Origin of the sequence: uncultured Ruegeria sp. (assembly GCF_947497005.1) — a bacterium.
Classification (GTDB): Bacteria; Pseudomonadota; Alphaproteobacteria; order Rhodobacterales; family Rhodobacteraceae; genus Ruegeria.
Window position 1 is genome coordinate 92,230 of sequence record NZ_CANMFF010000014.1, and the last position, 20,812, is coordinate 113,041.

Genomic DNA, 20,812 nt, shown 5'->3' on the forward strand with positions numbered 1-20,812 from the left:
TCTTGTACCATTGACCACAGCCCATTTCCGACGCATATCCCCAACCCATGACAAACCTCGCTCATATCCGCAATTTCTCCATCGTCGCGCATATCGACCATGGCAAATCCACCCTTGCTGACCGGCTCATCCAAGAGACCGGAACGGTCAAGGATCGCGACATGAAAGAACAGCTGCTCGACAGCATGGATATCGAGCGCGAGCGTGGCATTACCATCAAGGCCAACACGGTCCGCATCGACTATACCGCCGACAATGGCGAGAATTACGTGCTGAACCTGATCGACACCCCCGGCCACGTGGATTTTGCCTATGAGGTCAGCCGGTCCATGCGCGCGGTCGAGGGCTCGCTGCTGGTTGTGGACTCGACGCAAGGGGTCGAAGCGCAGACGCTGGCGAATGTGTACCAAGCCATCGACGCCGATCATGACATCGTGCCCGTGCTGAACAAGATCGACCTGCCTGCCTCCGATTGTGACCGCGTGGCCGAACAGATCGAGGATGTGATCGGCATCGACGCATCTGAGGCCATTCAGGTCAGCGCCAAGACCGGGCAGGGCATCCATGAGACGCTGGAATCCATCGTCACTCACCTGCCAGCGCCCAAAGGCACGCTTGACGCGCCGCTCAAGGCGATGCTGGTGGATTCCTGGTACGACGCCTATCTCGGTGTCATCGTTCTGGTCCGCATCATGGACGGTACGCTGAAAAAGGGCATGCGGGTCAAGTTCATGTCGAACAACACCCTGCACCATGTCGACCGCGTTGGCGTCTTCCGCCCCGAGATGGAGATGGTGGACTCGCTTGGCCCCGGTGAGATCGGCTTTCTCACCGCCTCGATCAAACAGGTCCGCGACACCCGTGTCGGTGACACCATCACCAATGACCGCAACGGCACCGAAGTGGCGCTGGATGGTTTCAAACCCGCGCAGCCGGTGGTGTTCTGTGGTCTGTTCCCCGTGGACTCCGCCGAATTCGAAGACCTGCGCGACGCGATCGACAAACTGGCCCTTAACGACGCCAGCTTCAGCTTTGAAATGGAAACCTCTGCCGCGCTTGGTTTTGGTTTCCGGTGTGGCTTCCTTGGGCTGCTGCACCTTGAGGTGATCCGCGACCGTATTGAGCGCGAATATGATATCGAGCTGATCACCACCGCGCCGTCGGTGATCTATCACGTCTACATGAAAGCCAAAGAAGGTGTGGAGGGGGAGATGATCGAGCTGCATAACCCCGCCGACATGCCCGACCCGTCCAAGGTCGACCATATCGAGGAACCGCGCATCAAGGCGACCATCCTTGTGCCGGACGAATTCCTCGGCGACGTGCTGAAACTGTGTCAGGACCGCCGTGGCATCCAGATGGACCTGACCTATGCGGGCTCCCGCGCCATGGTCGTTTATGACCTGCCGCTGAACGAAGTCGTCTTTGACTTCTATGACCGTCTGAAATCGGTGACCAAGGGCTATGCCTCGTTCGACTACCAGATGACCGGCTATACCGAGGATAATCTGGTCAAGATGTCGGTGCTGGTGAATGACGAACCCGTTGACGCGCTGTCAACCATGGTTCATCGCGACCGGGCCGAGATGCGGGGCCGGGCGATGTGCGAAAAGCTGAAAGATCTGATCCCGCGCCACATGTTCAAAATCCCGATCCAGGCCGCCATCGGAGGCAAGGTCATCGCGCGCGAGACCCTCTCGGCCTTACGCAAGGACGTGACCGCGAAATGCTACGGCGGCGACGCCACGCGGAAACGCAAGCTGCTGGACAAGCAGAAGGCGGGTAAGAAGAAAATGCGCCAGTTCGGGAAGGTCGATATCCCGCAGGAGGCGTTTATCAGCGCCTTAAAAATGGACAGCTGAAGGTTGTCGATTTTTACGGCGGGTGGGCGAAAGCGGTTGGCGCAGCCAACTGCGTGCCCACACGGTGGAAATTACTAACACCTTGGCATATCTACCTAAATAACCTAGCCGAATGGGCACTCACTCGGTATTCTATTTTTCTGAAATTTGGGTTTGGGGTTAGAAACTTGAAAAGACCATACAAGTACGTTGTCGGAGTTGTGGGAATAGCGTCCGCAATTGTTCTATGGAAGGTTTTTGATTGGTCGCTGACCACGATTTCAGGAGCTTCGGATTCCGTAAAAGGTGCGGCGATAGCTGCGATAGGCTCAGTGATTGTATTCTTCTTAGGAAGATACTTTGAGCAGAGACGAGAAGCAAAACAGCGAATATCTGTGGAGAAAATAGAAATCTACAAGCGGTTCTATGATTTTTATTTCAATACAATGCACCACCAAAAAATCCACGGACAGCCCATCGATGGAAATAAGATTCTCAAGGATATGTTGGAGTTTCACAAAGATGTGGTGTTTTGGGGCTCTGACGAAGTAATTCGAGCATATTTGGACTACAAAGATTGCCTCACCAGATTTTCCGCAGAGTCTCCGGACGAAAGCCGCGATCTAGCTGAACGTCTTGCAGAGGTGATGAAAGCGGTAGCTAAGGTCCTAGTTGCGATGCGGCGGGACGTTGGATACAATTTCACAACCATCTCGGCAAACGAACTTGCAAGAATGCAGTTAGCAGACGACGTGGATTCACGGAGAGTATTCGACCACCTATAACGTCTTGGGTTGACGGATTTCTCGATTGGCCACTCATTTTGAACACTTCCAATCAACCTACCCGCCCGGCGGCACCGTCGGGCCGCGCCGATCCGCGCCCGTCAAACCAAAGGTTTGCCTCCGGCAAAACGGGCGGCGCGATTGGCCTCCCCTCGGGTCGAAGTTGCTCTCTGTTCTGCTGTTCAAACGCCGCTATCCGCGATGTATGTCTGCAATTATCAAGAAAATATCAAGATGATATTCTTGGTTGCCCTCTGACCTGTCAACCTTTGTAAACGTTTTGATTTACGAGCTAAACTGGAGTTTCGAATGCGTCGCTTCAAACTAAAAACCACCAGTTCAGGTTTTGGCTCGCACCACGTGAACCTCGCACTCTGTCAGGTCGTATTCCGTGTAATCAATCGGTTTGGTAAAGTTGAGACGTCTCAATTGTCTGTCTGCAATCCGAACCGGCCTAAGGTTGAAATCATCGTGTACTACGAACGCCCCAGATGGCATGAGGGATTGGAGTGCCAAGACCTCTCTTAGGTGAGTGTCTTTGGCTCCGTCGAGATGCAGGAAATCGATTTTCGCATCAGGATGCTTCAGGCTGTATGCTGGAGCTTCGACCAGAGAATTTCCTTTTATCAGCTCAACCCGGTCAGCGAATTTGTATTTTAGCCAATTGAACGCTGCAGGTACGTAAATGTCGACCCGAGCCCATCGGCGGCTTAATCTCTGGCAGACATCCACGCCAACACACTTAAGTTCCGGATTGGCCATGAGCGCCAACAACATGCTGTGGCCCGCGTTCACGCCTATTTCGAACAGGCAGGTGGAGCGTCGCGCCAATTCAAAGAAATTTCTTCGCTTGGGCTCGAATTTTTCAACAAACGGGAGTGTTTGGAAACCTTGAGCCAGGTGCCCGTAAAACAGATTGCCGTTTAGTACTGGAGGTTCTCCCGCCCGCTGTAGTGAATGCGCGACGTACTGATTGAGATCGCGCAAGTTTTCAGCCCACTGTGCTGAAGACAAGAGATCGTCATAGTCTGAAGGTTGGAAGTCTGGAGACACAGTAATAACCCAAAATATTCTTCGATATCTTTTCACGCGATGTTTTTTAAAGCTTCGGAGTGAAGGAAAGTAAACCCTCGAAACTAACTGCTCGTGCTCGTCAAGTTTAAGCTGCTGTGATCGCTCTGTAGATGTGTCGTATTGAATGCTGCTGGAACGTCGCGCCAATGTTAACCTGAACGTTTGCCTCCGGCAAAACGGGCGGCGCTTTTGCTGTAAGGCAGGCTTCAACCCGCCCCGCGGGGATGGATTGGTGGGTTGAAAACCCGCCCGACGTAGGATGGGTTTTCAACCCATCTCATACTGTGACCAACCTCACAGCCCAACCTTAACCCTCCTGCTACACTTGACCAAACGGCAACCTCGGCAGGAGGCCCCAATGTCCACATCCATGATCCCCATCATCGCTCTTGGGTCGGCGGGTCTCTATTCCGTGGCCATGATCTCGATGAAGTTCTGGTGGAAACTCCCCGGTGTTGGCCTGACCCTTCTGATCGTTGCAACCCTGCTGGCGGCGGCCACACTGGAACTCGCCGCCCTGCGCAACGAGCGTCTGGGCATCATCTATACCGGCATTCTGGGGGCCGAGGTCGTGTTGATCGCCATCGCCTCGTATTTTCTGTTCGGTGAAAACTTCTCGTATCGCGAAGGGATTGGCATCGCGCTGGTCATTGTCGGCACGGCTCTGGCCTGGGCCTGAGATCCAAGTCTAAGCGTCCGCTGAATCAATCATGAAGTTTCCCTCAGGTAAGTTGCAACCGGTATGCACTCTCCCAATCTGTTTACCAGACAAAGGAGAGAGCCCATGACCAGATACATGACTGCCGGAGCAGCCGCTTTGGCCACGACCCTCGCCCTTGGAACGGCCGCATTGGCCGATACCACACCCGACCTGCGGGGCACGTGGCTGGGGTCTTACACAACTGTCCAGCCCAGCCATTACTACAAGGGCGATCAGCCCCGGTTCAATCAAGCCGAATGGGTGCTGGATGTGCAGCTTCAAGACGGCAACGTCTTTTGGGGGCCCAGCAAATGGCGTCGCGATGGCGATACTGTATGGAATGAATACGAAGCCACCGGCACCATCAGCCTGGATGGGTCAGGTTCGATTGGCATCGTTGAAACCTCGCCGCTGGTGATTGGCGCAAATGCGTTGATCGACGCGCGGTACGAAGATGGAAAGATCTATGCGGATTTCCGTAGCCTGCGGAACGGAACGACCTACAGCACCGTTCTGGAACGTCAGGTGAACTGAAGCGTGTCCGGCCTGGTCGGATTGTAGGGGGTATGTACCGCTGCTGCACATGGACTACGGCGGAGGTTAGTAGGTTACCACGGCTGGGTCGGACCGCTTCTCAATATTTGAGACCATCGTCTCCACAGCGAGGAGGCGGGCCGGGCGGCCAGTTCACCGCCTGCGACAGGGTCCAGACCACCCCGCGCAAGAATGCGGCGTTCCCCGGCGCGGGTCATCTGGATCTCGCGAACCTTTAGCGTGGCTTCGCTCGCGGTGACATAGTTGCCGTCCGGCCCCGGTTCCATCCCCGGAATGTTGCGCCCTTGCGACCACATTCCGCGTATACCCGATTGCGGGTGTTTCTACTTGATCTCATCGTCATCCTGCAAATGCCAGATCCAGTTGACCTCGGCGATCGAAACAAGCGCGGCCAGCGGTTTGCCGCGCCGGGTCAGGGTGATCACCTCGCGTGGGTCTTGGGCGCGGGTGACCAGCGCCCCCAGATGGGCGCGAGCATGGGAAATGGTGCAACGCATCGGCGAATCTCCGTGTGTACGATTCGAATGATCGGGGGTCTGAGGGTTGTGCAAACCCTGCAGTTTTCACCCAACCGGATGTGCGGCGGCCTTTGCATCTGCAGCATCCGGCAAAATTTAGGCGCTAGGCCCAAGCCTGAACATTTCCCGGTTCAAACATGCGTGGATTCGAAATTTCTCGAATTATCCACAAAGATTTCCCGTAAGATATAAACAGCTTATCCCCGTCTAATTTTCATGCTGCGGTGCTATTTTCTTGTCGGATACGGGGCGCAATGCAACAGTCTGAACACCGCACAGGTTCTTCGGAACTTGATGTGGAACGCAAAGGCCCGGGGGTCTTGGCAGAGAGAGCGGATCTTAGGATTTGCGTTGAACTGCAATGGCTTACCGGTTGGTGATCAACCGAGCATGGGTTTCGTACCCAGATCGGGTGGCCGCCTTCTCAGAAGGCCGATGCACGCTGCGATGTTCCTTCGGGATCAAAGCGGCAGCTGCAGTCTCTCAGGGGGCTGGGGCAGCTGGATCGGGGTGTCTTTCGGGGCGCATCGACCCGGTAAGGCGTCAGGAGTGTCCGAAAGGACGCATGCATAGACCGCGTCTGCGCACCTGACGCCTTTTCCTTTGCTGGAACTCGGTTTCATACAGGCTACCACTCACCCCTTCCGAAAAGGGATCGGGGCTCTTCTGCGTGTGCAAAAGAGCCCCTATTTAGCGTCAGATGATGCAATGCCGCGTCTATGCACCTGTAAGGCAAAGGTTACCTCGTTCAGGTGCATCTAGCAACCATATCTTGCGTTGAGTTTTGCGATCTCCGCAAGATAGGGGCGCGATTAAAGGTTTTCTTGAACGTCCGTAGCCGCGCCCTGGATGGCGTCCCCAGCCTTTTCGATGTCCTTGCCGGCGCCTTTTGCGGTTTCACAGGCTGTCAAAGCAAACAGGCTCAGGCCAATCAGAATTACACGGATCATAGTTGTCTCCTTGGTGCTCGATCATGTTTCGGTAGCACCATTTTTCAGGCGGAGCCAGTATTAGGCCGCGTCGCTGCTGCAAAACAGTTCGTAGACGACTTCGAGCATGCGGCGCGGACGGTCATCCGCCAGACGATAATAGATGGCCTTGCCTTCTCTGCGGGGGGTCACCAGCCCTTCCAGCCGCAGGCGGGAAAGTTGTTGCGAAACAGCGGCTTGTCTGGCGGACAATAGTTCTTCCAGTTCCGTGACAGATTTTTCGCCCGATACGAGGTGGCACAGGATCATCAATCGGCCTTCGTGGCTTATTGCCTTGAGGAAGTTAGATGCGCGCGTCGCGTTGTTGACCATAAGGCCAAATTCTTCTTGGGACATGTCCTGGGACAGCTGGGGAAGTGCCATCGATTGTGTTCCTTGCAAACCCGTTGGCCGGGCGATATTTCCAAAACGTAAAGAGCCGTGAATGTGAGCCCTTTCAGTACATGTTTCGTACATTTATCACTATATGTATGAATCAAAATATCGTGATGAATAAAAGGGGAATTCAGATCGAACGTTCCCGCAATCCATGGTGACGCGCGAAACACTGGGAAACTGCCTGGTGGGTCACTCGAGGAAACCTGGGGCAGTTCTCCTGTGGATTGACGGCGACCAATAATCGGTCAGCGTTCTCGCTTGCCCCCCTTGCAGCCCCCCGGAGCCGACACTAAGACTCACGTAATACTTGTGGGGATATTGTCCCGATCCATAGCAAAACAGGCAGGTTACGAATGTTCGATCCCATAGATACCTACATGAATACGCTTGTTCCCATGGTCGTTGAGCAGACCAGCCGGGGCGAGCGCGCCTATGATATTTTCTCTCGCCTGCTGAAAGAGAGGATCATTTTCATCAATGGTCCGATTCATGATGGGATGAGCCATCTGGTGGTGGCGCAATTGCTTCACCTCGAGGCAGAAAACCCGAACAAGGAAATCTCGATCTACATCAACTCGCCCGGCGGCGTGGTGACCAGCGGTTTGTCGATTTACGATACAATGCAGTATATCAAGCCGAAATGTTCCACGTTGGTGATCGGTCAGGCGGCCTCAATGGGCTCTGTTCTGCTCGCCGGTGGCGATAAGGGTATGCGCTTTTCACTGCCCAACAGCCGGATCATGGTCCACCAGCCCAGCGGTGGATACCAGGGCCAGGCCAGCGACATCATGATTCATGCAGCCGAGACGCAAAAGCTTAAGGATCGCCTGTATGACATCTACGTGCGTCATACCGGGCAAACGAAAAAGGCGGTTGAAAAAGCACTGGACCGTGACAATTTCATGAGCCCGGAAGAGGCCAAGGAATGGGGTCACATCGACGAGATTGTCGAGAACCGTGCAAAAATGGACACGGAAGAGGCCTGAGGCCAATACCCCGCGTCACCGACGCGGGGGTCATTTTGAGATTGTAGCCGCCAGAGTGCTGGCCTAAGCTGCACACACAGGCGAAAGCGCACCCCGGAAAGGGGCGCAGGGACGAAGCCCGAAAGGTAGATCATGGCGACGAATTCAGGCGGCGACGGGAAAAACACGCTCTACTGCAGCTTCTGCGGCAAAAGCCAGCATGAGGTCCGTAAGCTGATCGCAGGCCCGACCGTTTTTATCTGTGATGAATGCGTTGAGTTGTGCATGGACATCATCCGTGAAGAGACCAAGGCCAGCGGGCTGAAGTCGTCTGACGGTGTTCCGACGCCCAAGGATATCTGCGAAGTACTGGACGACTATGTGATCGGACAGGCGACCGCAAAACGTGTTCTGTCGGTTGCTGTTCACAACCACTACAAACGTCTGAATCATGCCCAGAAAGCGGGCAGCGATATCGAGCTGGCGAAGTCCAACATCCTGCTGATTGGCCCGACCGGCTGCGGCAAGACGCTGCTGGCCCAGACACTGGCGCGCATTCTGGATGTGCCGTTCACAATGGCGGATGCGACCACGCTGACCGAGGCCGGTTATGTGGGTGAGGATGTCGAGAACATCATCCTCAAACTACTGCAGTCCAGTGAATACAATGTTGAACGTGCGCAACGCGGCATCGTGTATATCGACGAAGTCGACAAGATTACCCGCAAGTCCGAAAACCCTTCGATCACGCGCGACGTGTCGGGTGAGGGCGTACAGCAGGCTCTGTTGAAGCTGATGGAAGGTACTGTGGCCAGCGTTCCGCCACAGGGGGGGCGCAAGCATCCGCAGCAGGAATTCCTGCAGGTGGACACCACGAATATCCTATTCATCTGTGGTGGTGCTTTTGCAGGTCTGGACAAGATCATCGCACAGCGCGGCAAGGGCTCGGCGATGGGCTTTGGCGCCGACGTGCGTGATAACGATGATCGCGGCGTGGGCGAGATATTCAAGGATCTGGAGCCTGAGGATCTGCTGAAATTTGGCCTGATTCCGGAATTCGTCGGTCGTCTGCCGGTTCTGGCGACGCTGGAGGATCTGGATGAAGACGCACTGGTCACTATCCTGACCAAGCCCAAGAACGCTTTGGTCAAGCAGTATCAGCGTCTTTTCGAATTGGAAGATGCGGAACTGGGCTTTACTGACGATGCGCTGAAGGCGATTGCCAAGAAAGCCATCGAGCGCAAAACCGGCGCGCGGGGTCTGCGGTCGATCCTGGAAGATATTCTGCTGGATACCATGTTCGAACTGCCGGGCATGAAGAATGTCAGCGAAGTTGTGGTGAACGAAGAGGCTGTGATTTCGGAATCCCAGCCACTGTTCATCTATACGGACGCCACACCGGAATCGGCGTCAGCTGGTTAAGGTCGGCCTCTGACCACACCTGTGGTTCTAATTGTTGATCCGGTAAAGGGGGCTCTGCCCCCGCCACCGTTCGGGCACCTCCCCCGAGGTATTTTCAGCCAGATGAACGGGGGATCATTCGTTTTTCTTCGGAAAGATATCCGCGCGTAAGCGGTTGTAAATCCTGCGGTTTTCCAAGCGATAAAGGTGAATGTCCATGACGGTTCAACGCATTTCCTCGGGCGGTGAGTTCGAAGCAAAGGTTGGATACTGCCGCGCGGTAGTCGCGGGCGGTTGGGTTCACGTGGCTGGTACTGTCGGGAAGGGTGAAGGTGCGGTCGAACAATGCCGGTCGGCGTTGGGTATCATCGAAAAGGCTTTGGCAGAGGCGGGCGCGAGCTTTGCAGATGTGGTTCGGGTCACTTACATGTTGCCGGATCGCAGCGAGTTCGAACCGTGCTGGCCGATTTTGGCCGTGACCTTCGGAGCCAATCCACCGGTTGCGACAATGATCGAATGCGGTTTGATCGATCCGAAATTCAGGATCGAGATCGAAGTGACCGCTATTTTGCCGCAGTGACGCAGGTGGCGCTTGGGGTACTGGACCTTGGCGAGCCTTTGGTCCATACCTTTCGTCGACGAAATGCCGGAGGCACCCGATGGGAATCCTGAACAGTCTTTTGCGAGCCGTGACGTGGTGGAACGGGGCAACGCTGAACACGCAGATTTATACTGCGCGCAAAGGCGTGAAAGTGGGCGAAGACAATGAAGGGAATGTGTTTTACCGCACGGCTGATGACAGCAAGCGCTGGGTGATCTTCAATGGTGAGGCAGAAGCCAGCCGAGTTGATCCCGAATGGCATGGCTGGTTGCACCGCACTTGGGACGAACCTCCGACGGACAAGCCGCTGCCGCACAAATCCTGGGAAAAACCACATCAGGAAAATCTGACCGGTACCGCACTGGCCTATGCGCCTGCTGGTTCGCTGCGTCGCGCAGAGCCGGTTGAACGTAAAGACTATGAGGCCTGGAGCCCGGAATAAACGAGGCGAAGATGTCGACCCATAACTGGACCGAAGTTTTTGTCGGCGGCGTCGTGCTGGCCGGCGCCTTGGCGTTTGGTGTTTATGCCAGCCAATCGACCGGATTGTCACAAGGCCCCGCAGGCTATGAGCTGGGCGCGTCCTTCCGGTCGCTGGAAGGTGTGGGCGTTGGCACGGATGTTCGCCTTGCCGGTGTCAAGATTGGAACCGTGACAGGCGTCGACCTGAACCCTGAGACCTACCGTGCAGACACGACATTTACCATCGCCGACGGGATTCTGGTGCCGGACGACAGCGCGATTGTGATCTCGTCCGAAGGTCTGCTGGGGGGCAATTTTGTCGAGGTCATGCCGGGCGGGTCGCTGTTTTACTTCGAGTCCGGTGACGAGATTGAGGATACGCAGGGTGCGGTCAGCCTGATCTCGCTTCTGGTCAAGTTCGTGGCTGGAGATGGCGGCGAATGATACGTGCCATACTGTGCGCTTTGTTGTTGGCCGGAACCAGTGCAGTTGCACAGCAGAAAGTTCAGTCAGCCCCAGGCGCAATGCTGCGTGGGTTGGACAAAGTCAACGGTCAGACTGTCGATGTTGAATTGCAGACTGGTCAGACGGAAACCGTCTTTGGGCTGGATGTTGCCTTGGGGGACTGCCGTTATCCCGTGGACAACCCAACGGGTGACGCGTTTGCCTATCTGACCATCTGGGAAACCGGCAAGGCCGATCAGTTGTTTGACGGCTGGATGATTGCCACGTCCCCCGCGTTGAACGCTTTGGATCATGCGCGTTATGACGTTTGGGTCATACGCTGTATCACACCCGCGGCGGACTGATGTAATGGCGCTGTGAAATCGGCGCTGAGGTTCAGGGCCTCTGCCAGGTCTTTTTTGTAGGCGCTGCGCGGGATCTCAATAGCCCCTAGCGATGCCAGATGCGCGGTCAGGAACTGCGTGTCAAACAGGTGAAACCCGGTTTGCCGCAGGCGGTCTACAAGATAGGCGAGGGCGATTTTCGATGCATCCGTGCGGCGTGAAAACATGCTTTCGCCGAAGAAGGCGGCCCCCAGGGTAACGCCGTAAACACCCCCCACAAGCGTGGTGTCATCCCAGACCTCGAGTGAATGCGCATAGCCGGATTGGTGCAGCTGACGATAGAGGTCGTGCAGCTCGGCATTGATCCAGGTATCGGCCCGGTCTGCGCACCCGTCGACGACGCCGATAAAACTCTGATTGATTGAAATCTCGAAACCACAGTTTCGGATGCGGCGTGCCAGGCTTCGGGAAATGTGAAACCCATCCAATGGAAAGACGCCGCGAAGCTTTGGATCGACCCAGAACAGGTCGGAATCATCGCGATGTTCTGCCATCGGAAATATCCCGATGGAATACCCATGCAGCAAAAGTTCGGGGGACAAGCTCATGTCGGGAACGAGGTTACCGGAGGGAATGATCCCTCCGACGCTTGGTGATTATTTTTCCATGTTCTCCGCAAGCCAACGCTCCAGCCAGTGGATGTTGTAATCGCCGCTGTGCAGATCGGGTTCCTGCAACAGGACGTGGAACAGGGGGATCGTGGTGTCGATCCCGTCGACAATCAACTCGCCCAGCGCGCGTTCCAGCCGCGCAAGTGCTTCGGCCCGATCACGGCCTTGCACGATCAGTTTGGCGATCAGGGAATCATAGTAGGGCGGAATCGAGTAGCCGTCATAGAGCGCCGAGTCCATCCGAACGCCCAGGCCACCCGGCGCGTGATACGCGGTGATTCTACCGGGGCAGGGCGAGAAGTTGGGCAGTTTTTCGGCGTTGATCCGAACCTCGATGGCGTGGCCGTTGATCACAAGATCTTCCTGCCCGAAGGACATCGGCTCACCTGCGGCAACAAGGATCTGTTCGCGCACCAGATCGACACCAAAGATGCCTTCGGTCACCGGATGTTCCACCTGCAGACGGGTGTTCATTTCGATGAAATAGAACTCACCGTTCTCATAGAGAAACTCGATCGTGCCCGCACCGATATAGTTGATCTTGGCGACTGCGTCGGCACAGACTTTGCCAATCTTGGCGCGTTCTTCCGGTGTGATACTGGGGCCAGGAGCTTCTTCAAAGACCTTCTGGTGGCGGCGCTGCAGCGAACAGTCGCGTTCGCCCAGATGGACAGCGTTACCCTTACCGTCACCAAAAACCTGAATTTCGATATGTCGCGGCGTGGTCAGATATTTCTCGATATAGACCTCGTCATTGCCAAAGGCAGCTTTGCCCTCGGCCCGCGCAGTCATGAAGGCGCTTTCCATCTCACCAGCGTTCATCGCGACTTTCATACCGCGACCGCCGCCACCGGCAGTGGCTTTGATGATGACGGGATACCCGAATTCTTCACCGATCTTTTTGGCAGTTGCCAAATCGGGCACACCACCATCGGATCCGGGAACGCAGGGCACGCCCAGGGCTTTCATCGTATCCTTGGCAGTGATCTTGTCGCCCATGACGCGGATATGCTCCGCAGTGGGGCCGATAAAGGTCAGGCCGTGGTCTTCGACGATCTGCACGAATTCGGCATTCTCGGACAGGAAGCCATAGCCAGGATGGATCGCCTGCGCGCCGGTGATTTCACAGGCCGAGATAATCGCGGGCACTGACAGATAGCTTTGCGGGCTGGGCGGAGGGCCGATGCAGACAGATTCGTCCGCCATGCGTACATGCATCGCATCGCTGTCGGCGGTGGAATGGACGGCGACCGTCTTGATCCCCATCTCGCGCGCGGCACGGATTACGCGCAGGGCAATCTCGCCTCGGTTGGCAATCAGGATTTTGTCGAACATGGGTCCGCCTTACTCGATGATGACCAGAGGGGTGCCGAATTCCACTGCATCGCCATCGCCGACAAGGATGCGCTTGATGGCGCCCGATTTGGGCGCGTGGATGTGGTTCATGGTTTTCATGGCTTCGACGATCAGCAGCGTGTCGCCTTCGGACACCGTCGCACCGACCGTAATAAAGGATGGTGCGCCTGGTTCCGGCTGCATGTACACGGTGCCAACCATGGGCGATGTTACGGCGCCAGGGTGGCTGGCCGGGTCTTCCTGCGCGGCGGGAGCTTCGGCAGCAACAGGAGTAGCTACCGGAGCTGCCAAGGGTGCTGCCGCTGGGACAGCCACCTGAACCGGAGCGGCTGCGGCCTGTGTCATGCGGCTCACGCGTACGTTCAGGCTGTCTTCTTCGCCATATTCACGCTTGACCTGCAGTTCGGTCAGATCGTTATCGCGCAGCAACTCGGCCAGAGCCTTGATGAATGCAACATCCGCGTCGTGTTTGATATCTGTCATGAGTGTCCTCGACGGTTCCCCTTTGGCCCGTCTGTTTTTTGCGGGCTCTGATCAATTTATTCAGGGTTATAGGCTAAGCGGCGGTGCATGAAAAGCGCCGACTCGCACCATCACAGGTGGGATTTTCGCATAATTAAAAGGGTCAGGCGGGTCACAGGGGCATCCCTGACAGTTTGGCGACAAGTTCGGGCAATTTGCGGGCGCCGAATTTTTCAAGCAGGCGCGCGCGATAGGCCTCGATTGTGCGGTAACTCAGCCCAAGTTCGGCACCAATTTCCTTGGCGGACAGGCCACGGCAGGACAGGATCGCCACTTCGCGTTCACGAACGGTCAATTCGACAATAGGTCGTTCTTCCGAAATATCGGAAAAGCTCCAAATTCCATGCCGGAACGGGTCGTCAGGTGTCAAGGACCGTCCGCGCGCCCGGCACCAGAACAAATCACTATTCCGGCGGCGCATGACACGCTCATCCGCGTAGTACCCGGTGTCACGCATCACCTGCAGGCTGCGCTCTCCGATCCTTTCCCAATCAGCGACCGAGGGGTAGAGATGCAGCAACGGCATGTTCCGGTAATCGGCCTCTTCTCCGCCAAATGTGCGGGCGAATTGCAGATTGCAGCGCCTGATGATCCGGTTTTCCAGCTCAACAAGCCCGATCGGCGCATATTCAAAGGCGGGGTCACTCATTTGCCTATCGTGCAGGGAAACTACGCGGAATAGAAGGGGATATGCGAATTCTTGTAACCGCCGGCGCGCTTTGGCGATGTCAGGTTAATTTAAAATAGTAAATGATGTAAATTTTTTCTGAAAATTTGTACTTAACATGCAGAAATTGATAATATGTTCTGAAAACAGTTAATGGGTGCTGGTCAGGAGAAAGCAAACATGCGCGATATGTTGACTGGATGCCGCATTCGTGAGCGGCGGCAAATCGCTGGACTGCGGCAGGCGGAACTGGCGCGTTTGGCCGGGATATCGGCGTCTTATCTGAACCTGATCGAACACAATCGCCGTCGGATCGGGGGCAAGTTGCTGGTGGATATAGCGTCTGCATTGGCGGTTGAACCTTCTGTTCTGACCCGGGGGATTGAGGCGACTCTTGTGTCGGCCCTGCGTGAAGCTGCGGATGATGCCATCGGGCAGAAGGCCGAAGTGGACGGGCTGGAGGAATTCGCCGGGCGGTTTCCCGGATGGGCAGGGGTTCTGGCGCAGATGCACCGCCGGGTTGTGTCGCTTGAGCGGAATGTCGAGACCTTGTCCGACCGTCTGACCCATGACCCTCATCTGGCTGCGTCCATGCACGAAGTGTTGTCAACCGCAGCCGCGATTCGATCAACGGCAGCCATTCTTGCGGATACGAAAGATATCGAAGCCGAATGGCGCGAACGGTTTCACAAGAACCTGCATCAGGACGCAGAACGATTGGCCGGAAGTTCCAAGGCTCTGGTGACCTTTCTGGACGAAAGCGACTCGGCGGTGGATCCGCGCGGTGTACCGCTTGAAGAGGTCGAGGGGTTCATTAAGTCCCGCGGGTACAGTTTCTCGGAACTGGAAGAGGGAGAAGATGTCGATGCCGTTGATCTGAGCAGTCTCAATACGTCATCTGCTCGTGCTGTGGCGCGCGAGTTTCTGAATATGTGTCGCGCTGATGCGCGGGCCTTGCCGCTGGATGCCCTCAGATCCGAACTTGGGGGGCAAGACCCGGACCCCGTTGAACTGGCGCATCGGTTCTCGGTGGATGTTGCCACCGTGCTCAGGCGTTTGGCGGTTTTGCCTGATGACATTTTGGCGCAACCTGTTGGCATGGCATTGTGCGATGCGTCCGGTAGCATTTTGTTTCTTAAGCCTATTCCGGGCTTTGCTTTGTCAAGGCATGGAGAGGTTTGCCCGTTGTGGCCGTTGTTTACGGCTTTGAGCCGGCCGCTGGTTCCCGTTCGCAAGCAGGTGATTCAGATGGGTCGAGCTTCCGCCGAATTCGAGTGTTTCGCCTATGCCTGGCCCTATGCCCTATCGGGGTATGATCAGGAGCCTGCCTATCGCTCGGTCATGATGGTGCGTCCGATCAAGGACGTTTCAGCCAATACACCGATCACGGAGGTCGGGTCGAACTGCCGGGTCTGTCCCAGCAATGTGTGCAAAGCCCGCCGCGAACCATCAATTCTGAGCGAAGGTTTTTGACACTTTCCCGCCAGAACGCTTAGTCTGACGGGGACCGGTCCCGGGATGGATGACCGGTTTGGGGAGGAACTGAAAATATGAGCCGTAAGGTTCTTTTGATAGAGGACGAGCCGAACATTGCTGAGGCAATCCGGTTCCTGCTGACCCGCGAGGGGTGGCAGGTTGAGACGCATGGCGATGGAACGGACGCTGTCCAGGTAATTGCGGGAGCACAGCCAGACCTGGTCATCCTGGACGTAATGTTGCCGGGCAAGAGTGGCATGGATATTCTGCGCGATATCCGAGAGATGGAAGAGCTGGCAGGTTTGCCGGTTTTGATGCTGACGGCGCGCGGGCAATCACGTGATAGGGAAATGGCCGAAAACGCCGGCGTCAGCCGTTTCATGACCAAGCCCTTTTCGAATGCGGAAGTACTGACAGCAGTGCGTGATCTTCACGCGCAGGCGACTCGATTGTGATGTCTGGCGAGGGCAACAAAGATAAACCCTCTGGCGCAAGACCCTCGCTTTTTCTGGAACGTCAAAGCTATCGCCGCCGCAGGTTGACGGATGCGGCGCGGCTTTCACCTTTTTTGGGGGCAACCTTGCTGGCCCTTCCTTTACTGTGGCCCGACCGGTCCAGCGGAGGTGCGGCAGTGCCCTTGTCGTCTGCGATGTACTATATTTTTGCCTGCTGGGGCGCGCTGATCCTGGCGGGGCTGATTTTTGGCATTGCCGCCCGCCGTATCAGCGCGCGCGAAGAACGTGACGCGGACATTGAGTGATGGCCACCATAAATGTTCTGATTCTGGTTTGCCTTGGTTATGTCGTCTTTCTGTTTGCGGTGGCTTTCGCGGCTGATCGCATGGCCGCAGCAGGGCGGGGCAAATGGCTTCGATCACCTCTGATCTATACGTTGTCATTGTCGATCTATTGCACCGCCTGGACATTTTATGGGGCGGTGGGCAATGCCGCGCGGTCGGGGTTGGAATTCGTCACGATTTACCTCGGACCCACTCTGGTGATGGTCAGCTGGTGGTGGGGATTGCGCAAGCTGGTGCGGGTCGGTCGCAGTCAGCGGGTAACCTCAATCGCGGACCTGTTGTCATCACGCTATGGCAAGTCGAACACATTGGCCGTGTGTGTGACCATTCTGGCGGTGCTTGGCGGGACGCCCTACATCGCGCTTCAGCTGCAATCGATAACCCTGTCTTTCTCGATCTTTGCCGAAGCTGATCCGTCTGGTCTGTATCGCGAAGGCTCCAGTGTGTTTTGGGTGGCCGCGGGGCTTGCCGTGTTTGCCATTCTCTTTGGCACACGCAATCTGGACGTAAACGAGCGCCACCACGGCGTTGTGACGGCGATCGCCGTTGAAGCCGTTGTCAAATTGTTTGCGCTGATCGCTGTGGGTGTATTCGTGGTGTGGGGCATTGCAGGTGGTGTTGGCCCGATGATGGAGCGGATCGATGCCTCGGAAATCGGACAGTGGAATGTTGATGCAGGACGCTGGACAACTTTCATTTTCCTGTCTGCTGCTGCCTTTATCTGCTTGCCGCGCATGTTTCAGGTGCTGGTGGTTGAAAACGATGATGAGGGGCATCTTCGAACTGCCGCCTGGGCATTCCCGCTCTATCTGCTGTTGATGAGCCTGTTTGTCGTGCCAATTGCTGTTGTCGGTCTGGATCTGTTGCCAGAGGGGGCCAATCCCGACTTGTTCGTACTGACCGTGCCGCTGTCGCAGGGCAATGACTGGCTGGCGATGTTGTCCTTCATTGGCGGATTCTCGTCCGCAACCTCGATGGTCATCGTCAGCGCCATGGCCCTGTCAACGATGGTGTCGAACCATGTGGTCATGCCCATCTGGCTGAACACACATGAAGGCACGGGGTCGGTCTCGGGCGATGTGCGAAGTGTTGTTTTGATGGCGCGCCGTATATCCATCGCCGCCATCATGGCGCTTGGCTACTTCTACTACCGACTGTCCGGGGGCGGAGCGGCGCTGGCCTCGATCGGGTTGATTGCCTTTGCTGGTATCTCTCAGATTCTGCCTGCTCTGGTCGGGGGGCTGTTCTGGCGCGGCGCGACCCGGACGGGGGCGCTGGTTGGGCTGACCGTTGGCTTTATATTTTGGATATATACGCTGCTGTTACCGGGTATGGGCGAGCCCTGGATGCCGGAAACCGTGCTGCAGAACGGGCTGTTCGGCCTTGGTTGGCTGCGCCCTCATGCTCTGTTCGGGATCGAAGGGATCGATCCGATGGTCCATACTGTGATGTGGTCACTGTCCCTGAATACAATTGCGTTTTGTGTTGCCTCTCTGCTGAGTTTTCCCAGCCCTCTGGAGCGTTTGCAGGGCGCGCAGTTCGTCAACGTTTTCGATCACTCGGTCTCACCGCGTGGTTGGTCCGGATCGGTGGCGCAAAGCGAAGACCTGATGATCATGACACAACGTATTCTGGGCACCTCGCCGGCGCAGGATTTCTTTCAGACCGAGGCTGAAAAACAGGGTGGTCGGTCGCACATGCCGGAACCGACGCCGGGTTTTCTCAACCGTCTGGAACGAGAGTTGAGCGGGTCAGTTGGCACCGCAACGGCACATGCGATGATTGGACAGATTGTGGGGGGGTCTTCGGTTTCGGTTGAAGATTTGTTGGCGGTTGCGGATGAATCGGCACAACTGCTGGAATATTCGGGTCAGTTGGAAGAAAAGTCATCGGAACTCAGCCGCACGGCGCGCCAACTGCGCGAGGCAAACACCAAGCTCACACAGATTTCCGAGCAAAAAGACAGTTTCCTGAGTCAGGTCAGTCATGAATTGCGCACGCCGATGACCTCGATCCGCGCGTTTTCTGAGATCATGCGCGACACTGAAGGGCTGACGAACGAAGAACAGACCCGCTATGCCGCGATCATTCACGATGAGGCGTTGCGCCTGACTCGGCTATTGGACGATTTGCTGGATTTGAGCGTTCTGGAAAACGGGCAGGTCAATCTGAATCTCAGCGATGACAGTTTGCGTTCAGTCTTGGATCGTGCCGTGTCCAGCGCGCTGGCCGGAGCAGACCGGAAGATCACGGTCCGGCGCACCTTCCCGGCAGAGCGTATCTTACTGCATACGGATCTGGACCGGTTGGGGCAGGTGTTCATCAACCTGATCTCGAACGCACAGAAATATTGTGACGCGGAAGAGCCGGTCTTGGTCATATCGGCCCACGATGTTGGCGGGCGGGTCATCATCGATTTCACCGACAATGGCAGTGGCATCCCGCCCGGAGCGCGTTCGATGGTATTCGAAAAATTTGCCCGCGTCGGCGTTGACAAGGCGGGTGGCGCAGGTCTAGGCCTGGCCATTTGCCGCGAGATCATGCAACGGCTTGGCGGCGAGATCACCTATCTGCCGGGGCAGGGCGGGGCGGCTTTCCGGGTCAGCTTGCCTCTGGCCTTTCAGCAAGCTGCGCAGTGACGCGGTCGTAAAGAACTTTGTAACGCTCGGCAGGGTAAACCTGTTGCCAGTTGCTGGAACAATTGGTGATCAGGCGTCATGTCACAAACCGTCAATGCCGCTTTGGTGCGCAAACTGTCCGTTGGACAAAAAGACCGGGGCGATCGCCCGCGTTCGGTCCTGCGGGCGTTACGATTGGGGTTTGCACGGGCTGCAGGCGACCGGCTGAACTTGTCGCTGGCAGTCATCGGGGCGAAACAATCCAGCCGGTCTCAGGATGATCTGATCGAACCCATTGGTCAGGATTGCCTGCTGTTGGTGTTTGATGGGCCGGAGGGCCGTGCTGCAGCTTGTTTGGACCTGAATGTGGTATCCGCCATTGTGCAATCCCAAACTATCGGAGACGTGATGCCCGGTGACCCCGAACCAAGGGCCTTCACCGATACGGACGCAGCTATGGTGGCGCCACTAATCGAAGCTGCTCTGGCTCGGTCAGCAGGTTTGATTGATGCCGCGGCGGAGCAGATTTGCATGGCAGGGTATGAGTTTTCTGCACGGGCAGAAGATTTGCGCAACCTGTCGTTGGCTATGTCTGAAGAGGCATATCGCGTTTTTGATCTGACGGTTGATCTCGCCAACGGGGTGCGGCAGGGACAAATTTCTGTTTTTCTTCCGGATCGTCCGTTTGCTTTAGACAAGGCCGATGAAGCCATAGAAGCGGTCGGTCCGCGAATTGAGCAATCATCGGGCGTTGTTCGTGCGGAGTTGAGCGCCGTTTTGTGCCGGATGTCACTGCCCTTATCCGATCTGTCAGCGATGCAACCCGGAAGTGTCTTGCCCTTGCGCGGAGCACGTCTGGATCGGACCGAGATATTGACCATCGACCGAACACGAACTGGCATCGGTCGCCTTGGTCAATGCGGCGGTTTGCGCGCCGTTCGATTGAACGAACAAGTGTCCTTGCCCGCCTTGCCGGGGTGTGACACGCAGGAGTTCATTGAGAGCAGAAGGAGACTGCAGCCCCGGGACCAGTTGGATGAGAAGGCTGCCAATGCTGTGGGTATTGTATCGCCAGCAGTGGAGGTCGACGTACTTGAATCTGTGGAAAACGAATTGTTATTGAACGATTCCGAGCGGATGGTCACGGAGATCTCGCAACTAGCTGGCCTTGACGCAGCCGACACAAATAACAGCGCAGATTAGGGTTTAGTCTGCCTTGCCGCGGATTTGGTCCAGTGCAGGGCGCAGGTTTTCCAGTTGGTATCCGGCATTTGTTGTGGCGTTCAGAATGTCCTCCGTGGTCATTTGGTCGCACTGACCAAGGGCCCAGACCACCGAACACCGGGTGCCCGAGGCGCAATAGGCCAAAACCGGGCCACTACAGCTTTCGGCCAGGTCGCGCTGTCGCTGTACATTCTCGGGTGTCATGGTCTGGTGGGTCAGTTCCAGCACCTCGTATTCCATACCTGCGGCGCGAACGGCATCGCCGATTGCGTCGGATTGCATGATCGAGGGCACTTCGACATTGGGTCGGTTGCAAATCACCTTGACGAAGCCAGCCGCGGCAATCGCCGGGACGTCTTCAATTGTGATTTGCGGCGAGACGGCATAGCGGGGGGTGATCGGTCGAATCTCCATGCCAATTC

25 protein-coding genes are annotated in these 20,812 nt (G+C 56.3%); 15 read left to right on the forward strand and 10 right to left on the reverse strand.

Annotated elements, in window-relative coordinates; translation table 11 throughout:
• Positions 1-47: 47 nt before the first annotated feature.
• Positions 48-1,862 (forward strand): translation elongation factor 4, encoded by a 1,815-nt coding sequence (lepA, locus tag Q0816_RS18535; RefSeq protein WP_298853421.1) that lies wholly within the window; start codon positions 48-50, stop codon positions 1,860-1,862.
• Positions 1,863-2,029: 167 nt separating this feature from the next.
• Entirely contained in the window at positions 2,030-2,626 is a 597-nt protein-coding gene (locus Q0816_RS18540; RefSeq protein ID WP_298853423.1) for a hypothetical protein, read from the forward strand.
• A gap of 339 nt (positions 2,627-2,965) precedes the next feature.
• Here the strand turns inward: Q0816_RS18540 and Q0816_RS18545 are convergent, their stop codons facing one another.
• Positions 2,966-3,847: a class I SAM-dependent methyltransferase gene (locus tag Q0816_RS18545; RefSeq protein ID WP_298853425.1), complete on the reverse strand. Its 882-nt coding sequence runs from the start codon at positions 3,845-3,847 to the stop codon at positions 2,966-2,968.
• Positions 3,848-4,058: 211 nt separating this feature from the next.
• Between Q0816_RS18545 and Q0816_RS18550 the strand changes: the two genes are divergently transcribed.
• Together Q0816_RS18550 and Q0816_RS18555 are read left to right on the forward strand one after the other, a co-directional pair.
• Positions 4,059-4,379 carry a hypothetical protein gene (locus tag Q0816_RS18550; RefSeq protein ID WP_298853427.1) on the forward strand — a complete coding sequence of 107 codons (321 nt, stop codon included), beginning with the start codon at positions 4,059-4,061 and terminating at the stop codon, positions 4,377-4,379.
• 105 nt (positions 4,380-4,484) lie between these two features.
• The gene (locus Q0816_RS18555) at positions 4,485-4,934 is read left to right on the forward strand and encodes a hypothetical protein (protein ID WP_298853428.1); all 450 of its coding nucleotides are present in this window, start codon (positions 4,485-4,487) and stop codon (positions 4,932-4,934) included.
• 74 nt (positions 4,935-5,008) lie between these two features.
• On the opposite strand, the gene Q0816_RS18560 is transcribed toward Q0816_RS18555, so the two are convergent.
• From Q0816_RS18560 to Q0816_RS18575, 4 genes are all read right to left on the reverse strand, one after another.
• Positions 5,009-5,251, reverse strand: coding sequence for a hypothetical protein (locus Q0816_RS18560; RefSeq protein ID WP_298853430.1), 243 nt, complete (start codon positions 5,249-5,251; stop codon positions 5,009-5,011).
• A gap of 27 nt (positions 5,252-5,278) precedes the next feature.
• Entirely contained in the window at positions 5,279-5,452 is a 174-nt protein-coding gene (locus Q0816_RS18565; protein WP_298853432.1) for a type II toxin-antitoxin system Phd/YefM family antitoxin, read from the reverse strand.
• 833 nt (positions 5,453-6,285) lie between these two features.
• Positions 6,286-6,423 (reverse strand): entericidin A/B family lipoprotein, encoded by a 138-nt coding sequence (locus Q0816_RS18570; RefSeq protein WP_298853434.1) that lies wholly within the window; start codon positions 6,421-6,423, stop codon positions 6,286-6,288.
• Between the two features lie 60 nt (positions 6,424-6,483).
• Positions 6,484-6,825 carry a helix-turn-helix transcriptional regulator gene (locus Q0816_RS18575; RefSeq protein WP_298853436.1) on the reverse strand — a complete coding sequence of 114 codons (342 nt, stop codon included), beginning with the start codon at positions 6,823-6,825 and terminating at the stop codon, positions 6,484-6,486.
• A 368-nt stretch (positions 6,826-7,193) separates the two neighbouring features.
• Between Q0816_RS18575 and Q0816_RS18580 the strand changes: the two genes are divergently transcribed.
• From Q0816_RS18580 to Q0816_RS18605, 6 genes are all read left to right on the forward strand, one after another.
• Positions 7,194-7,826, forward strand: coding sequence for an ATP-dependent Clp protease proteolytic subunit (locus Q0816_RS18580; RefSeq protein ID WP_298853438.1), 633 nt, complete (start codon positions 7,194-7,196; stop codon positions 7,824-7,826).
• A gap of 132 nt (positions 7,827-7,958) precedes the next feature.
• Positions 7,959-9,227 carry an ATP-dependent Clp protease ATP-binding subunit ClpX gene (clpX, locus tag Q0816_RS18585; protein WP_298853440.1) on the forward strand — a complete coding sequence of 423 codons (1,269 nt, stop codon included), beginning with the start codon at positions 7,959-7,961 and terminating at the stop codon, positions 9,225-9,227.
• A gap of 196 nt (positions 9,228-9,423) precedes the next feature.
• The gene (locus Q0816_RS18590) at positions 9,424-9,786 is read left to right on the forward strand and encodes a RidA family protein (RefSeq protein ID WP_298853442.1); all 363 of its coding nucleotides are present in this window, start codon (positions 9,424-9,426) and stop codon (positions 9,784-9,786) included.
• Between the two features lie 79 nt (positions 9,787-9,865).
• The gene (locus Q0816_RS18595) at positions 9,866-10,249 is read left to right on the forward strand and encodes an NADH:ubiquinone oxidoreductase subunit NDUFA12 (RefSeq protein ID WP_298853444.1); all 384 of its coding nucleotides are present in this window, start codon (positions 9,866-9,868) and stop codon (positions 10,247-10,249) included.
• Between the two features lie 11 nt (positions 10,250-10,260).
• The gene (mlaD, locus tag Q0816_RS18600) at positions 10,261-10,713 is read left to right on the forward strand and encodes an outer membrane lipid asymmetry maintenance protein MlaD (RefSeq protein ID WP_298853447.1); all 453 of its coding nucleotides are present in this window, start codon (positions 10,261-10,263) and stop codon (positions 10,711-10,713) included.
• Positions 10,710-11,078, forward strand: coding sequence for a DUF2155 domain-containing protein (locus Q0816_RS18605; protein ID WP_298853449.1), 369 nt, complete (start codon positions 10,710-10,712; stop codon positions 11,076-11,078). Before mlaD ends, Q0816_RS18605 begins: the two co-directional genes overlap by 4 nt.
• On the opposite strand, the gene aat is transcribed toward Q0816_RS18605, so the two are convergent.
• The 4 genes from aat to Q0816_RS18625 form a co-directional block, all read right to left on the reverse strand.
• A complete protein-coding gene (gene aat, locus Q0816_RS18610; RefSeq protein WP_298853451.1) occupies positions 11,033-11,665 on the reverse strand; it encodes a leucyl/phenylalanyl-tRNA--protein transferase in 633 nt (210 codons plus the stop codon). The two genes, Q0816_RS18605 and aat, sit on opposite strands and share 46 nt — an antisense overlap.
• A 48-nt stretch (positions 11,666-11,713) precedes the next feature.
• Complete coding sequence (gene accC / locus Q0816_RS18615) at positions 11,714-13,063, reverse strand: acetyl-CoA carboxylase biotin carboxylase subunit (protein WP_298853452.1); 1,350 nt, start codon at positions 13,061-13,063, stop codon at positions 11,714-11,716.
• 9 nt (positions 13,064-13,072) lie between these two features.
• Complete coding sequence (gene accB, locus Q0816_RS18620) at positions 13,073-13,567, reverse strand: acetyl-CoA carboxylase biotin carboxyl carrier protein (protein WP_298853454.1); 495 nt, start codon at positions 13,565-13,567, stop codon at positions 13,073-13,075.
• A 151-nt stretch (positions 13,568-13,718) separates the two neighbouring features.
• Complete coding sequence (locus tag Q0816_RS18625; RefSeq protein WP_298853456.1) at positions 13,719-14,255, reverse strand: LuxR C-terminal-related transcriptional regulator; 537 nt, start codon at positions 14,253-14,255, stop codon at positions 13,719-13,721.
• Between the two features lie 198 nt (positions 14,256-14,453).
• Between Q0816_RS18625 and Q0816_RS18630 the strand changes: the two genes are divergently transcribed.
• The 5 genes from Q0816_RS18630 (at position 14,454) to Q0816_RS18650 (ending at position 20,369) form a co-directional block, all read left to right on the forward strand.
• Positions 14,454-15,746, forward strand: a complete 1,293-nt coding sequence (locus Q0816_RS18630) for a helix-turn-helix domain-containing protein (RefSeq protein ID WP_298853458.1) — start codon at positions 14,454-14,456, stop codon at positions 15,744-15,746.
• A 77-nt stretch (positions 15,747-15,823) separates the two neighbouring features.
• Positions 15,824-16,204 carry a response regulator gene (locus Q0816_RS18635; RefSeq protein ID WP_298853461.1) on the forward strand — a complete coding sequence of 127 codons (381 nt, stop codon included), beginning with the start codon at positions 15,824-15,826 and terminating at the stop codon, positions 16,202-16,204.
• A complete protein-coding gene (locus Q0816_RS18640; RefSeq protein ID WP_298853464.1) occupies positions 16,204-16,509 on the forward strand; it encodes a hypothetical protein in 306 nt (101 codons plus the stop codon). The genes Q0816_RS18635 and Q0816_RS18640 overlap by 1 nt, the downstream gene beginning before the upstream one ends.
• On the forward strand, positions 16,509-19,187 hold the full coding sequence (locus tag Q0816_RS18645) for a sensor histidine kinase (RefSeq protein WP_298853467.1): 2,679 nt from the start codon (positions 16,509-16,511) through the stop codon (positions 19,185-19,187). Before Q0816_RS18640 ends, Q0816_RS18645 begins: the two co-directional genes overlap by 1 nt.
• A 78-nt stretch (positions 19,188-19,265) precedes the next feature.
• Positions 19,266-20,369: a FliM/FliN family flagellar motor switch protein gene (locus tag Q0816_RS18650; protein ID WP_298853469.1), complete on the forward strand. Its 1,104-nt coding sequence runs from the start codon at positions 19,266-19,268 to the stop codon at positions 20,367-20,369.
• A gap of 3 nt (positions 20,370-20,372) precedes the next feature.
• On the opposite strand, the gene Q0816_RS18655 is transcribed toward Q0816_RS18650, so the two are convergent.
• Positions 20,373-20,804, reverse strand: a complete 432-nt coding sequence (locus Q0816_RS18655) for a TIGR01244 family sulfur transferase (RefSeq protein ID WP_298853471.1) — start codon at positions 20,802-20,804, stop codon at positions 20,373-20,375.
• Positions 20,805-20,812 lie beyond the last annotated feature (8 nt).